The organism is Streptomyces sp. NPDC056161 (genome assembly GCF_042268025.1).
GTDB lineage: Bacteria > Actinomycetota > Actinomycetes > Streptomycetales > Streptomycetaceae > Streptomyces.
This window is the reverse complement of record NZ_JBHJUV010000080.1, coordinates 1-13,429: the sequence shown is the minus strand read 5'-3', so window position 1 is coordinate 13,429 and position 13,429 is coordinate 1. Positions and strand designations below refer to the sequence as shown.

At 71.7% G+C, this 13,429-nt stretch carries 11 protein-coding genes and 1 pseudogene; 2 read left to right on the top strand and 10 right to left on the bottom strand.

Annotation, left to right across the window (positions count from 1 at the left end; translation table 11 throughout):
- The 5 genes from ACFC09_RS41805 to ACFC09_RS41785 form a co-directional block, all read right to left on the bottom strand.
- Window positions 1–4,050 (bottom strand): Pls/PosA family non-ribosomal peptide synthetase, encoded by a 4,050-nt coding sequence (locus ACFC09_RS41805; protein WP_376537665.1) that lies wholly within the window; start codon window positions 4,048–4,050, stop codon window positions 1–3.
- Between the two features lie 518 nt (window positions 4,051–4,568).
- Window positions 4,569–5,567, bottom strand: coding sequence for a hypothetical protein (locus ACFC09_RS41800; protein WP_376537663.1), 999 nt, complete (start codon window positions 5,565–5,567; stop codon window positions 4,569–4,571).
- 85 nt (window positions 5,568–5,652) lie between these two features.
- Window positions 5,653–6,039 carry a MerR family transcriptional regulator gene (locus ACFC09_RS41795; RefSeq protein WP_376537661.1) on the bottom strand — a complete coding sequence of 129 codons (387 nt, stop codon included), beginning with the start codon at window positions 6,037–6,039 and terminating at the stop codon, window positions 5,653–5,655.
- Between the two features lie 68 nt (window positions 6,040–6,107).
- Window positions 6,108–6,662, bottom strand: coding sequence for a GNAT family N-acetyltransferase (locus ACFC09_RS41790; RefSeq protein ID WP_376537659.1), 555 nt, complete (start codon window positions 6,660–6,662; stop codon window positions 6,108–6,110).
- A 9-nt stretch (window positions 6,663–6,671) separates the two neighbouring features.
- Complete coding sequence (locus ACFC09_RS41785) at window positions 6,672–7,247, bottom strand: ester cyclase (protein ID WP_376537657.1); 576 nt, start codon at window positions 7,245–7,247, stop codon at window positions 6,672–6,674.
- 14 nt (window positions 7,248–7,261) lie between these two features.
- Between ACFC09_RS41785 and ACFC09_RS41780 the strand changes: the two are divergent.
- Window positions 7,262–7,789 (top strand): annotated as a pseudogene (locus ACFC09_RS41780) (LysR family transcriptional regulator substrate-binding protein); the annotation flags it as partial.
- Window positions 7,790–7,834: 45 nt separating this feature from the next.
- Here the strand turns inward: ACFC09_RS41780 and ACFC09_RS41775 are convergent.
- The 5 genes from ACFC09_RS41775 to ACFC09_RS41755 form a co-directional block, all read right to left on the bottom strand.
- Entirely contained in the window at window positions 7,835–8,857 is a 1,023-nt protein-coding gene (locus ACFC09_RS41775; RefSeq protein WP_376537655.1) for a cytochrome c oxidase assembly protein, read from the bottom strand.
- Between the two features lie 233 nt (window positions 8,858–9,090).
- On the bottom strand, window positions 9,091–9,231 hold the full coding sequence (locus tag ACFC09_RS41770; RefSeq protein WP_376537653.1) for a hypothetical protein: 141 nt from the start codon (window positions 9,229–9,231) through the stop codon (window positions 9,091–9,093).
- A 37-nt stretch (window positions 9,232–9,268) separates the two neighbouring features.
- Window positions 9,269–9,700 (bottom strand): cupin domain-containing protein, encoded by a 432-nt coding sequence (locus ACFC09_RS41765; protein WP_376537651.1) that lies wholly within the window; start codon window positions 9,698–9,700, stop codon window positions 9,269–9,271.
- A 584-nt stretch (window positions 9,701–10,284) separates the two neighbouring features.
- Window positions 10,285–11,031, bottom strand: coding sequence for an SDR family oxidoreductase (locus tag ACFC09_RS41760; RefSeq protein WP_376537649.1), 747 nt, complete (start codon window positions 11,029–11,031; stop codon window positions 10,285–10,287).
- A gap of 390 nt (window positions 11,032–11,421) precedes the next feature.
- On the bottom strand, window positions 11,422–12,321 hold the full coding sequence (locus ACFC09_RS41755; RefSeq protein WP_376537647.1) for an RNA polymerase sigma-70 factor: 900 nt from the start codon (window positions 12,319–12,321) through the stop codon (window positions 11,422–11,424).
- 575 nt (window positions 12,322–12,896) lie between these two features.
- Here ACFC09_RS41755 and ACFC09_RS41750 point away from each other — a divergent pair.
- Window positions 12,897–13,340, top strand: coding sequence for a cupin domain-containing protein (locus ACFC09_RS41750; RefSeq protein WP_376537645.1), 444 nt, complete (start codon window positions 12,897–12,899; stop codon window positions 13,338–13,340).
- The last annotated feature ends 89 nt before the right edge of the window (window positions 13,341–13,429 follow it).

Here is a 13,429-nt window from a genome sequence, read left to right as displayed (position 1 = left end):
CTACCCCTGCGCGGGTACGCCGTCGACGCGGGCGGCGGCCGGTGCGCCGAGCCCCTCGGCGGGGAGCCCGTGCCAGCTCGTCCCCGGTGTCAGCCGCTCGCCCTTCATGACCAGGGACAGCGCCCCGAGCCGGACACCCGCGCCCACCAGCGTGTCGTAGAGCACGATCGTCCGCGGACCGATGCTCGCGCCGGGCCCGACGACCACCTTCGACATCTTCATCACCCGGTCCTCGAACAGATGGGTCTGCAACGACACGTGCATGCCGATGGCCGCGTCGTCGCCCACCTCGACGAGGTCGAACTCGGTGAGGTGCGTGGTGCCGATCCAGGTCCGCCGTCCGATGCGGGCGCCGAACCGGCGCAGCACCGGCGGCAGGAACGGCGTGCCCACCAGAGCGCCCACACCCGCCGGTACCGCGGCCGCCTCGAAGAGACCGGTGGCGAACTCCGTACGGCGCACGAACAGGCTCCACAGGGGCTCGACCCGCGGACGGTACCTGCCCGCGACCACCCACTTGACCAGCACGCACCAGCCGATGACGGCCAGCACCGAACCCGCGGTGAGGAGCGGCGACAGCAGCACGAGCACCAGGGGACCGGACCGAGCGGCGATGCCGGTCAGGACCAGCAGGTACAGGGAAGCGGCGGTGGCCACCACCGAGGCGGGCATCGTGGCCCGGAAGAACTCGATGGCGAACCGGCCCAGCACCGTCCTGCGGGCCGGCCGGAAGGTCCGCTCCTCGGGGAAGTCGCCGCTGTCCTGACGCACCGGGAGCCGCAGCGCGGGCGAGCCGAGCCAGGTGCTGTCGGCGGGCACCCCCTGGTCCGGCGGCGGCAGCGTGCCGACACCGACGAGGGAACCCGGCCCCAGCCGCGTTCCGGCGGGCAGCAGCGCCGCGTTGCCCACGAAGGCCCGGTCGCCCACCTCGGTGGGGGCGAACGCCACGCGGTCCCCGGCGAAGGTGGCGATGCCGACGCCCGCCATGTCGGCGACGAAGCTGCCCTCACCGAGGGTGAGCAGGTCGGGATCGATGTGCGCCGCGGTGGAGACCTCGGTGCGCCGGCCGACGCGGGCACCGAGCAGCCGCAGCCAAGGCACCGTGTAGAGGGTGGCGTAGAGGGAGTTGGTGAGGAACAGGCTCTGTTCGAGCAGCTTGTCGGAGATCCACTTGCGCACCCCCAGAGCCGAGCGCGCCGGATGGATACCGACGGGTGTCCTGGGCAGCACCGCCCGCTTGCCGACCGCGACGACCAGGCACACGGTGGCCACGAAGACGGGTCCGGACAGCGCGGCCGTGGCCAGCTGTGCCGCCGTGCCGCCGTATGCGGCGGCCCACCAGATCAGGGCGGCACCCGGCACGACCGTCGCGGCCACCGCCGTCTCCAGCGCGGCCAGGCCGAGCACCACGGCGGTCAGCTGCCGCGGCCGCCAGCGGTCCGTCCCGTTCCGGGCGCGCAGCATCGTCTCCATGACGGGGGCCAGCCGCTCCACCGGCCGTGCCGGGGATCCCGCCCGGCGCGCCCCGGCCGGGACCGCCTCCTCCGGTCCCGCCACGGACTGTTCGCCGAGTGCGGACCCGGGGCCGAGACAGGCCCCTGGTTCGAGCACCGCGTTGGCACCGACGCAGGCCCGGTCGCCCACGGTGATCGGGGCGACCGTCACCCATCCGTCGACCACCTGCCAGGGGCGCAGCGTGCTGCCGTAGCCGATGGCGGCGTCCCGGCCGATGGTCAGCAGCCTGGGCAGGCCGACCATGCCGGTGGCGATGGTGGCACCGGGGCCGACGCGGGCGCCGAGGAGCCGCAGGTAGGGGCCCATCAGCGGGGACCCGCTGAGCACCCGCACCGGACTGAGACCGAGCAGCAGGACGTCCAGCGCCCACAGCCGCAGATAGGTCGCTCCCCACAGCGGGTACCGGCCGGGCCGGATGCCCGCCGTCAGCGGCCGCGCGAGCAGGAGCGGGACGAGCCAGCGTACGGCGACGAAACCCCCCGCCACGGCGATGACCAGCCCGACGATCCGCGTGCCCGACGCCGGACCGTGCCACAGCGCGTAGCAGTAGGCCACCGGTCCGGTGAGCAGCATGAGCAGGGCGTAGAACGCCGCCGCCTGGGCCAGCCCGGCGCGCGCGATCCTCGCACTCCCGTGCCGCAGTGGCTCGGGGCGCGGACGCTCCGGTGGGCCAGGGGTGTCCCGCGCGGAGCGCAGCCGGGCCGCGAAGGTGCGCACGGTCGGGTTCTCGTACAGGTCGCGCAGGGTGGAACCGGCTCCGGCGCCCCGGTCCCGCAGCAGCGACACGGCGCGCGCGGCGAGCAGCGAGTGACCGCCCAGGTCGGTGAAGAAGTCGGCCTCGGCGGAAAGCTCCCCGGGGGCCAGGCCGAGCGCCTGGGCCCAGGCGTCGCGCACCCTGGTCTCCCACTCACCGCTGACCGGCACCACCTGCCGGGTGCCGATGAGCCGCCGGCCGGCCGGCGCGGGAAGTCTCGCGCGGTCCACCTTGCCGCTCGGCATGACGGGCAGCCGGTCGAGGAAGTCCACCGTCGAAGGCACCATGTAGGCAGGCAGCGACCGGCGCAGACGCTCGTGCAGCCGGGCCACGAGGCCGTCGTCCGGGGCCGCGTCGCCCTCGGCGGGCACCACGTAGGCGGCGAGGATACGGTCGCCGTCCTGTCCGCCGCGCGCAGCGACGAGCGCGGTCGCCGCCTGGACGACCGCGGGGTCTTCGAGCAGTACGTTGTCGATCTCGTCCAGCGAGACCCGGTAGCCGCGGATCTTCACCTCGGCGTCGGCCCGGCCGAGGTACTCGATCTCCCCGCCGTCGGTGATCCGGCCGAGGTCGCCGGTGCGGTACAGCCGGCCCGAGCCGGGCGCCAGGGGGTGCTCGACGAAGCGGTCGGCCGTCAGATCGGGCCGGCCCGCGTAGCCGCGCGCGAGGCCGGGACCGCCCAGGCAGATCTCACCGACGGTGCCGTCCGGCACGGGCCGCAGCCGCTCGTCCAGCAGGACGGCCGAGTACGTCGGCAGCGGACGGCCGATGGTGACCGGACGCCCCGGCAGGAGTTCCTGCCAGGTGGCGGTGACGGTGGTCTCGGTCGGACCGTAGGTGTTGAGGATGCGCCGCCCCGGCCTGCTCCACCGCTCGGCCAGCGAGGCGGGGCACGCCTCACCGCCGACGACGAGGCTGCGGATCCGCGGCAGGTCGCGCGGGATCGTCGCCAGCAGCGTGGGGACGCAGTACAAGGCGGTGACGGCGCGCTCCTCCAGGAAATCGGCGAGATCGGCACCGAGCCTGCCCGGTCCGCCCGGTCCGGCGACGAGGGTCGCGCCGGCCGCCCAGGTGGGCCAGATCTCCTCGATGGAGAAGTCGAACGAGATGGTCATGCCCTGGTACACCCGGTCCTGCGGCCGGACGCCGTAGACCGGTGCCACGACCCGCAGGAAGTTGCTGATGCTCGACCGGGCGATCTCCACGCCCTTGGGTCTGCCGCTGGACCCCGAGGTGTACATCACGTACGCCAGCGGATCCTCCGCGCCGCCGGGCCCTCCGGGAGGCCGTACGCCTGCGAACCGGGCGAAATCCCCGGCGCACGTGTCGACGCGGATCGCCGGGCACCGCGCGCGCGGCCCGGCCCAGGCGGCTCCCCGCGCGAGGGCGGACGTGGTCAGCACCACGGTGGCGCCCGAGTCGCCCAGGATGAACGCCACCCGGTCGGGCGGCGCCGCCGGATCGATCGGCACGAACGCCGCGCCCGTCTTGCAGACGCCCAGCAGGCACACGTACATGTCCACGGACCGGGGCAGCAGCAGCGCGACCCGGCTGAGCGGGCCGATGCCCGCACCGCGGAGGTGGTGGGCGACCTGGTTGGCCCGGACGTCCAGTTCGGCGTAGGTCAGCCGGTGCGGTCCGCATTCGAGGGCGAGTGCCGAGGGCGTACGGTCGCAGGCGTCCTCGAAGAACCGGCTCAGCCGGTCGGGGGTGCCCGGAGCCTCGGTGACGGTGCGGCTCGGATCCGGTACGACGGGCAAGGCAGCGGTGTGGGAGACCATGGGCTCCGCCTCTTCGGTAGGGAAAGGGCCCGTACAGCTCCTTACTCCTCCAGCCTGGAGGCCGTCCGCTGAGAAGAAGCTGAGAGCCGACCCGCCCGTGGGGGACGGGCGCCGGGGCGATGCCGCCGGCGCCCGTTGCGGGCGGCCCGCCGGGCCCGGCCGTCCGCAACGGCCACGCGCGGAACCCTTGGCCGCCGTCGTTCAGGTCGTCCCGGGCCCGGAGGGGTGTACGCAGGCCGTCCACGGGGCCGGGCCCGCCGAGCCGGGTGACCGACGTACCGTCGAGCCGGAGACGGGCGTCGGCGGACAGCGCCAACTCCCGCCAGGCCGTGCGCCGTTCGTGCCCACGCGGACGACGGCGCGCCGCTGCTCGTCAACGGCGCACCACCGATGAGTGTTTGGATGGAGATCCGGGACGCGTACGGCCGACGGACCCGGCGGTCCCGCACGGAACCGGTGCCCGGTGTGTTCAAGATCCCCCAGCAGCGACCTCCGTCACCACCTTCCATGGACAGAACCTAGAGCGTCGGTTCGAGCGAGGCACGGGGATGGAGGAGCATACGGGACGTCTGGTCCACCAGGTCGCGCACGACGCAGAGATAGGCTCTCGTGCCGCCGAGCGCGTCCAGGACGCGGCGGGCCCGGTCACGGAACTCGTCGATGTCCCTCTGGTACCGGTGCAGGACCTTGGGCGCCAGCAGGATACGGGCGAGGTCCGCACGGGCGGGTGCGGAGTCCTGCGCGGCGCGGTGCAGGGCCCTGAGGTGTTCCGCGGAACCGGGAGCCCCTTCGTCGAGCGCACAGGCGAGCAAGTAGGTGGCCGTGCCGTTCAGGATGTCTTCATTGCGCCCGGACAGAATGTCTTCCTGGTCGTTCAGAAGCTGCCACAGTACGCCGAACAGCTCACCGAACTCCCGCCACAGCGCCACGCGTGACGCCGCGGCGTTCGCCCACTGTGCGGCCATGGCGGTGATCATGCCGAAGGGCGCGCCGGACTTGCGCAGATACGCCACCGCCACCGCATCAGGTGTGGTGCCGGCCGTCGCCCCGAGCAGGTCCCTGAGCTGACCCTCCGTCGCGTTGACCCAGCACCTCACGATCTCGTCCCGCAGCGCGTCCCGTACCGGCTCCGGGACGCGCCCCGACTGAACGACGAGAAGGGGCAGGGGGACTCCGGCGATGACCGTGGCGAGGAGCACATCACCCCGGCGCAGGTCGCCCGCCGCGTCGGTGCCCTGCGAATCGGCCAGGTCGTCCAGGCAACAGGCCGAAGTCCACCAGAGTTCATGGACGATGGCCAGCGGGAGTGCCGGTTCGAGCATGCCCGTCTCGACGGCGTGGACGATCAACGGCAGGACCGACAAGGGGTATTTGAAGGTGCGGTTCTCCAGGAGCCTGGCGACGGCCGCCCGGACCGAGGGCGCCGACGGCCCCAGCAGTCCGAGCGCGGCTTCTCTCTCCGCTTCGATCTCCGCGGCCATTCGCCGGTACACATCCACGTACGACATTGCGGTCATGCGAACCCCCACGATGGAATGCATCGAAACGATTCGAGCACACTTTTTGAATCGTTCGAATGGGGGAAACGAGCCCCCGCGGACCTCAGGCGGCCGGGCCGGCCCTGGCCGGGCAGGGCCGGCCCGTCCGCAGATTCTCGGTGGCTCCGGTGATGACGGAGTCGAGTCTGTTCCGGGTACTGACCAGTTCGGCGACCTGGCCATCGATACGGTCCCGCTCCGCTGCCAGCCGGTCGAGCAGTTCCGGCGTGGCATCGCCGTCGACGACGCACGGCAGCAGGCTGACGATCACTCTGCTCGACAGACCGGCGGTGTACAACTGCTGGATCAGCCGCACGCGTTCCACCGCGCTGTCCGGATACTGCCGTTGGCCGCTGGGGCTGCGTTCCGGGGAGAGCAGGTCCTGTTCCTCGTAATAGCGCAATGCCCGAACGCTGACGCCGGTCCTGTCGGCGAGCTCACCTATACGCATCAGGCACCTCACAGAAGAAAACAGGCCGGTCGGACTACTTGCCTCTCACGTCAACAAGAGGTTTCAGCTTAACCCGCGAGGACCTGAGCGGACGGCGTGACCGGGGACCGCCGGCCGAGCCACTGCTCGGCGTCCCACGCCTGGAACCGCTCTACCTCGGTGAACCCCAGCTTTGCCGCGAGGCGCATCGAGCCGACGTTGGCGGTCTGGGTGGTGAGCACCACCGGTTCGCCGGGAAGGACGCCGTCGAACCAGTCGAGTGCCGCCGCGCACGCCTCGGCGGCGTACCCGAATCCCCACGCTCGCGGCAGGAACAGGTAGCCGAGATCGGCCTTCCCCGCGGCAGCCGGGCGACGGTGCCCCGTCGCTCTCCTGAGCAGGATCTGACCGATCATCGCCCCGTCGAGATCGACGACGAAACTCCCGGGCCACCGCTCGGGCGCCCCGGGCAGCTCGCGCTCAAGCTCGTCACGGGGCCGGGGGCCGCCGAGGTAGGTGTGCACCTCTGGTGACGCCAGCAGTTCGATGAACGCCGCACGGTCCCGGGCCTCGGGCTCACGGAGCACGAGTCTCTCGGTCCTGATCGGCTCGGGCGGCCAGGCGACGGGCTCCAGGTCTGACATGCGCGCAGGCTAACAGCCCGAGAGGCGCCGGCAAGAGGTCTCCTCCCGACTCGACTGCCGCCCGCCCAGCGCGGCGCGCCGGGCGGGGGCCGAGCCGCCCTCACCGTCGGCCGCCATCTCCGACGGCTGCCGGTCCGCCGTCTCCACGGCGGCGGCTACTTGGCGAACCTGAGCCCGATCTGGGTGGCGACCCCGAAAATAGTCCTCCAGGTGCCAGGTCCGGGCGATCCGGCCGCCGACGAGCCGGTGGAAGTCCGCGGCGCGCAACTCGACCGTACGCCCGGTGCCGGGGACACCGAGAAGCTCACCGGTGTGCACGCCCCGGCTGACCGCGCGCACCGCCACCAGGTCCCCGGACACGACGACGTCCTCGATCGTGATGGTCAGGTCGGTGAACACACCGCGCAGATGAGCGATGCCCGCCTTCCACCCGTCGGCCCCAGGGCCGGTCCGCAGAGCGGGTACGGCTGCCCAGTCGGCAGTCAGCGCATCGTCGACGAGTGTCGTGTCACCGGTGCTGAGCGCCTCGTAGAAGCGTCGGACCACGGTCTCGGCCTGACGCGTGCTCTTCGTGTTCACGGGCATCGTGGATCTCCTGAAACCTGGGGTGGAACGAGCCGCGGGCGGCCCTGCTGGATCACCGGGTGGACGCGGCGGTGACCCGGCTGCCCCTGCTGACCGGCGGGCTGCACGTGGCGATCCTGTACGACGAGCCCAGGATGCTCTTGGTGGCCCTGGGCCACCGGCTGGCCGGCAAGGAGTCGGTCACCCTGGACGACATCGCGGACGAACCCATTCCGCGCTTCCCCGACCAGGAGTGGAACGCCTACTGGCGTATCGACCCGCGGCCCGGCGGCGGACCCGCACCCGACGGCCCGTTCGTCGAAACGATCGAGGACAAGTTGGAGGCCATCGCCGCGGGCCAGGCCGTGGCGATCATCCCGACCGCGCTGCGCGCGGGCAGTGCGCGTCCCGACCTCACCACGATCCCGCTCCACGGCATCGAACCGGGCCACGTCGTCCTCGCGACCCGGGCCGGCGACCACGGCCACCTGGTCGCGGCCTTCCGCAGATCCGCCCAGGACTGCCTCACCGATCCCGGCCCCACCGGCCCGGCGGGCGTCTGAGGCGCCGACTACGGCCGTCACCTCGCTCCGAGTGCGGCGCCCGGTTCAGTCGCCCCGGCGCTGGCGCCGGATCCGGTCGGCCACGTCGTTCCGTTCGGTTTCCCACCACGGCCGTACACGGTCCGCCGCGGCAGCGGACGGGCTGTCGGGGCCGCCGGGCGGCGCGGGGACGGGGACGAGTTCGGTGTCCAGACGGCGGTCGAGCACCGCCGTCTGCGCCCGTTCGACGCGTGCCCATTGGACGAGAATGGCCAGCAGGAAGGGCAACGCGACCAGTTCGGCGATGCTCACCATCACTCCGCCGCCGGTCTGCTGGTCGTGCGGGACATCCGTGTCCCAGGGCGGTGCGTGGTGCAGATACCAGGCGCCCGCGATCAATGTGCCGTGCGTCATGACCACGATGCCCGGCACCGCGTCGACCAGACCGTCCAGGAACACCAGGGCCGCCCGGACGGGATGGGTGCACCAGGACGGCAGCGTCTGCTCCCGGGTGAGGACCGGCACGACGAACAGGCAGCCCGCCGCCAGCAGGTTCAGGTACATCAGCTCGTGCAGCCAGCTCAGGCGCAGCGCGGTGGCGAAGTACGGTGTGAAATAGACCGTGAGTTCGGTGGCGAGTACGAGGACCGTGCTGACCAGGGGGAACGTCAGAATGCGGACGATCCTGCCGGTCATCGCACGTCGGACGCGCACCGCGGTGGTGCCTGGCAGGGCCTCCACGGCGAGCCGCAGGGGATCACCGAGGGCCAGGCCGAGGGGCGCGAGCAGATCGAGCAGGATGTTCTGCACGGCGGCCGGCCAGAACAGGACCCGGTCGTACACGGCCAGCCCCGACATCGTCGCCACCACCAGTGTGCCGAGCCCGAGCACGGCGAAGGCGGCGAGACGGGCGGCGGGCCACGACCTGCCGCGCCGGTGCAGCCGGAGCACTCCCCAGCCGTATGCCGCACCCAGGGCGCCGCACAGCAGCAGCGCGGGGACGTCGAGCTGCCAGGAGGACAGCAGACGTCCCACGGTGGGTTCCGGAAGGGACGCGGCCGCCAGGTGGGTCACGGTGCCGGCAACCATGCGGATGATCGTCCTCCTTCGTTCCTCGGGGGAACCTGGACGGTTCCCCGATGGGACGGTAGCCGCCGGGCTCGCGGTGCTGGGCGGCGGGGGCACCGATGCCGGGGTCTCCACGGGGGGAGAGCGCCGTCCGGCACAGGGCGGGCGAGGAGATCCCGGGCCGGTCATGCGGCCTGTGCAACCCGCCGGGCGTCGCGGCCCAGGGGCAGTCGCCGTACTGGAAGCGATGAGGTCTACGGGGGCCGACGTGCGCGCAGCACCGCGGCGCGCACGTCGGCATCGCCGACCGCAGCGAAGTACGTCATGATCTGCTCGGTGAGCTTGCCGTGGCTCCGCTGCCCGTCCGGGTCGGTACCGGTCGCGGGGTGCCGCACCGCGGCCCTGCCGGGCTCGGACCGCCGGGCCGGACGACTACTCGAAGTCGCAGCCCGGGTTGGCGGCGTCACGGGAGAAGGGAGCGCCGTGCGGCAGGACGTACAGCACCTCCAGGACGACATCGGTGCTGCCGCGGTTCACGCCGATGTGTATGTGGCCGGCGCCGGAGGGCTCCCGCAGGAGATCGCCCTGCGGGTACACACCGTCCGAAGCGCACGTCGAGTCGAAGTGACTGAGGGTCCCCTGTCTGACGTAGGCGTACAGGGTGCCGTCGTGGAAGTGCCAGCCGGTCGCCTGGCCCGGCGGGACGGTGACCTCACGCAGGATGTAGTCGGTCCCGCCGACCGTGGACTGGGCGATGACCTGGCCGGTCACGCCAGGTCCGCCCGGGGTGGCGTGGGCGACCCCGGAGAGGGACAGGCCGGCGAGCAGGGCTCCGACGGTCCCCATACGCGACAGAGCGTTCATGAGTGTTCCGTTCCGTTGGCGTGCGGCGATGGTCAGGGCCGGCCCGCGCAGAGCGCTGCCCGCTCCATTGATGTCACACCGTTGGCGTCGGAGTGCGTGCGGGACGGCCGGGCCCACACGCTAGACCAACCCGCCCACAAGGTCGGCATGTTCACCATGTCATCACAGTCATGTGAGATGGCGTCATCCTGCCGCCGGGAAAGCGCGATCCGGGGTAGCGATGACCGGCGGACCGGCGGACCGGCGGACCGGCGAACTGGGCGGACCGACGAACTGGGCGGACCGGTGAACTCGGCGGTGCGGCCGCACCCAACGGGCCGTTGTCCCGGCCTGATTCACCGAGCGCGGAGCGTCATCTCCTGCCGAGTGTACGGCCACCTCGCCCGGCCGGGCGGAAGCCTCGTCGGAGCCGGTCGGGCCGGCAGGGCGGACCGCAGCCGCGGGTCCGGTAACCGGAGCGTCCCGCGTTCGGGTGGTTCAGCCGTGTAAGGGATGGCCGGGACGGGCCCCACGCCGGTACTTCGGAGCCCTGAAGCTCCACGTGCTCGCCCGCGCCCTGTCCGGCCCGGCCGCCTCGGCCTCTCCTACTGCTGCCGCGCGAGCCAGTCGGTGAACCGGATCTCACCGATGTGCGCTCCCGGAGCCGGCAGCAGGGTGGTGTCCTTCAGCACCGCACCGAAGTACCGGGCGTCCGTGTCCGCGACCACCGTGCGGGGGTCGTTCCTCGCGGCCAGTCCCTTGCTGATGATCTGGTCCAGCCGGAACTCGTCGGGGCCCGCGACCTCCACCACGCCCCCTACCGGGTCGCCGACCGCGGTGCGGCCGACCGTCGCGGCCACGCCGTCGGAGGCCACGGGCTGGAACTTCACGGGGGCGAGACGCACGGTGTCGCCCTCGGTGGCCTCGGCGGCGATGGCCGTCACGAACTCGAAGAACTGGGTCGCGTGGACAATGGTGTAAGGGATGACGGACGCCTTGATCAGCTCCTCCTGGGCCTGCTTGGCGCGGAAGTATCCACTCTCCTGGAGGCGTTCGGTGCCTACCACGGACAGGGCGACGTGGTGGGTCACCCCGGCCTCGGCCTCCGCCTTCAGCAGGTTGGTCGTGGACGTGCGGAAGAACGTCATGACGGCCTCGTCCTCGAACGAGGGGGAGTTGGAGACGTCGATCACGACCGACGCGTCCTTCAGAACGTCGGCCAGACCCTCGCCCGTCAGCGTGTTCACACCGGTGTTGGGGGAGGCCGGCACCGCCTCATGACCGTGCGCGTTGAGCTTGGCGACCACCTTCGAGCCGATGAGCCCGGTTCCGCCGATCACTACGACCTTCATGACGTGTTCCTCTCAAGGGTTTTCAGGGTGCGGCAGTCGGCGCCGGCCTGTGCGTTGAACCACTCGGCGGCACCAGAGAATGTGTCTGTACAAAGAAGGACAGGACCGGGGTCCTGAATGTGACACGAAAGGTGCCCGACATTGAATCGGGCGGCCCGGCACAGTGTGTTCCGCGCAGGTGCAGGAGGTCACTCGGTGAGATTTCCCTCGGTCGAGACCTCACCGTCAAAGAGATCGCGTCCGGGACGGCGGGACAGCTCTCGCGGGTGACGGCAGTCGCCGACGACCAGGGCCGTCTTCGGCGTCCCCGAGGACCGACGACGCGCCTTCCTTGCGACAGGCACCGGCACAGAGGTTTGCCGGGCACGCACACAACGCGCCCGCGGTGCCTCAGCCGCCCAGCGACGCCACGTACGGGTCGAGCTTCACCGGGTTCATCACCCAGATGAGGCGTTCGATACCGCGCGCCGACACATCGACGGACAACAGTGCCACCGGGTGTCCGTCGGGCGCCGAGACGAGGACGGCCGGCCTGCCGTTGGCCTCGACCCAGCGGACCTCCGACCGAGGCCAGAAACGCGGTGCGAAGGCGGCCAGGTAACGGGAGACACGTACACGCCCCACCACCGGGATCCTGGACGCTCCGCGCGTTCCGCCGCCGTCGGCGTAACTGACCACGTCCGCCGCGAGGACCTTCTCCAGCGCCGACAGATCGCCGGTCTGCGCCGCGACGAGGAACACCTCCAGCAGCCGCCGGTGCGCGCTGGGGCCGACCGGCTCCCTGCGCTCCGCCGACAGGTGTTTGCGGGCGCGGCTGACCAGCTGACGGGCGTTGGCTTCGCTCGTCTCCACGATGTCCGCGATCCGCTGGTACGGGTAGTCGAATGCCTCCCGCAGCACGTAGGCCGCTCGCTCGACGGGGTTCAACTTCTCCAGAAGGAAGAGAACCGCCAGGTCGAGGGCCTCTGCCCGTTCCGCGCCCAACTGCGGATCCGCGCTGGTGTCGACCGGCTCGGGAAGCCACGGTCCGACGTACGACTCACGCCGCATCTTCGCGGAGCGGGCGAAGTTGATCGCCAGGCGGGCGGTGATCGTGGCCAGGAAGGCGGACGACTCGCGGACGGAGGCGCGATCGGCGTTCTGCCACCGCAGCCACGCGTCCTGGACGATGTCCTCCGCCTCCACCGCGCTGCCGAGCACCCGGTACGCGATACCGAACAGCAGGGGACGCGCCGCCATGAAATCCCTCGCGGCCCGGTCGAGGGAGTCCGCCTCGTCCCCAGCGCGCATGCGTGTCCTCCCGTCCGCAGCACCATGCTAGACGCCGTCGCAGCAGGACGCGCGCCGTCATGCCGGAGGCCGGAACGCACGGCCCGGGGCCGGCCATGCGGGCACAACCGTGCGGACAGGCCCCGCGTCCCACGCGGGCACCGTGCGCGGGCGCTTCACGACTGCGGCGCGTGACGCGCCACGACGCCGCCACGACGCCGCCACGACGCCGCCACGCGCCGCTCGGCCGACGAGCCCACTGGTGTCCGCTTGACGGTGTCCGTGAGCGCAGTAATTCACTGTGCCTACGACAGTGTTCGAACCGATGTTGTGACACGGCCCGACACACCACCGATGTCGCCTGCGGACCACGACCGTGTCCGACGGGTGCCCGTCAGACCGGGCCGTGCCCCCGCCCCGGCCCAGCACATGTTTCGCGAGGAGCCGATGCAGCCACTCATGTCACAGATGCACGGCGCGCTCGGTCATCAGTGGGAGACCGCCATGGGGACCGGATGTGCCGACATGCGCTCGGGCGGCCGGTGTGCCGGACCCATGGCGTGGTGGACCAGGTGGACCAATGGAGGTGCAACACGATGTCGGAGAAGGACTCGGTGAACGGGACCGGAGAGCAGCCCCGCTCGGAGGCTTGGAAGACGGCGCTCAAGGTGCTGCAGGACGCCGCACCGCTCACCATCCCCGAGGGTGCCTCGGCGATGACCATCCACGTGGAGTGGGAGCCCGGTGACCCGGGGACCCCGCCGCACCGGCACTCGGGGCCGGCGTTCGGGTACGTCATCGAGGGCGCGGTCCGGTTCGAGCTCGAAGGCGAGCCCGAGCGTGTGGTCGAGGCCGGTGGGACGTTCTGGGAGCCGGGCGGTGACCTCATCCACTACCAGGACGGCAACGCCCGTTCCGACGCGCGGACCCGGTTCGTCGTGACCATGATGTGTGCGCCGGGCAAGCCGATGCTGGAACTGGTCGACGAGGAGGAGCTGGCACAGCGCGCGCATCTGCGTGCCCCGCGGGCGACCGTCTGACGCGTAAATATGGCCTGGTCAGGGTGGGTGTGGGCAGGGCTGGGTGCCCGGTGGTCGCGGAGGGCCGCCGGGTGTCTGGGTTTGTCGGT

Excerpts from the sequence above, each read along its gene's own strand:
- ACFC09_RS41785 (WP_376537657.1), bottom strand. The coding sequence starts at position 7,247 with ATGCCCGTGAACACGAAGAGCACGCGTCAGGCCGAGACCGTGGTCCGA.
- ACFC09_RS41765 (WP_376537651.1), bottom strand. The coding sequence starts at position 9,700 with ATGAACGCTCTGTCGCGTATGGGGACCGTCGGAGCCCTGCTCGCCGGC.
- ACFC09_RS41790 (WP_376537659.1), bottom strand. The coding sequence starts at position 6,662 with ATGTCAGACCTGGAGCCCGTCGCCTGGCCGCCCGAGCCGATCAGGACC.
- ACFC09_RS41755 (WP_376537647.1), bottom strand. The coding sequence starts at position 12,321 with ATGCGCGCTGGGGACGAGGCGGACTCCCTCGACCGGGCCGCGAGGGAT.
- ACFC09_RS41805 (WP_376537665.1), bottom strand. The coding sequence starts at position 4,050 with ATGGTCTCCCACACCGCTGCCTTGCCCGTCGTACCGGATCCGAGCCGC.
- ACFC09_RS41800 (WP_376537663.1), bottom strand. The coding sequence starts at position 5,567 with ATGACCGCAATGTCGTACGTGGATGTGTACCGGCGAATGGCCGCGGAG.
- ACFC09_RS41775 (WP_376537655.1), bottom strand. The coding sequence starts at position 8,857 with ATGGTTGCCGGCACCGTGACCCACCTGGCGGCCGCGTCCCTTCCGGAA.
- ACFC09_RS41760 (WP_376537649.1), bottom strand. The coding sequence starts at position 11,031 with ATGAAGGTCGTAGTGATCGGCGGAACCGGGCTCATCGGCTCGAAGGTG.
- ACFC09_RS41750 (WP_376537645.1), top strand. The coding sequence starts at position 12,897 with ATGTCGGAGAAGGACTCGGTGAACGGGACCGGAGAGCAGCCCCGCTCG.
- ACFC09_RS41795 (WP_376537661.1), bottom strand. The coding sequence starts at position 6,039 with ATGCGTATAGGTGAGCTCGCCGACAGGACCGGCGTCAGCGTTCGGGCA.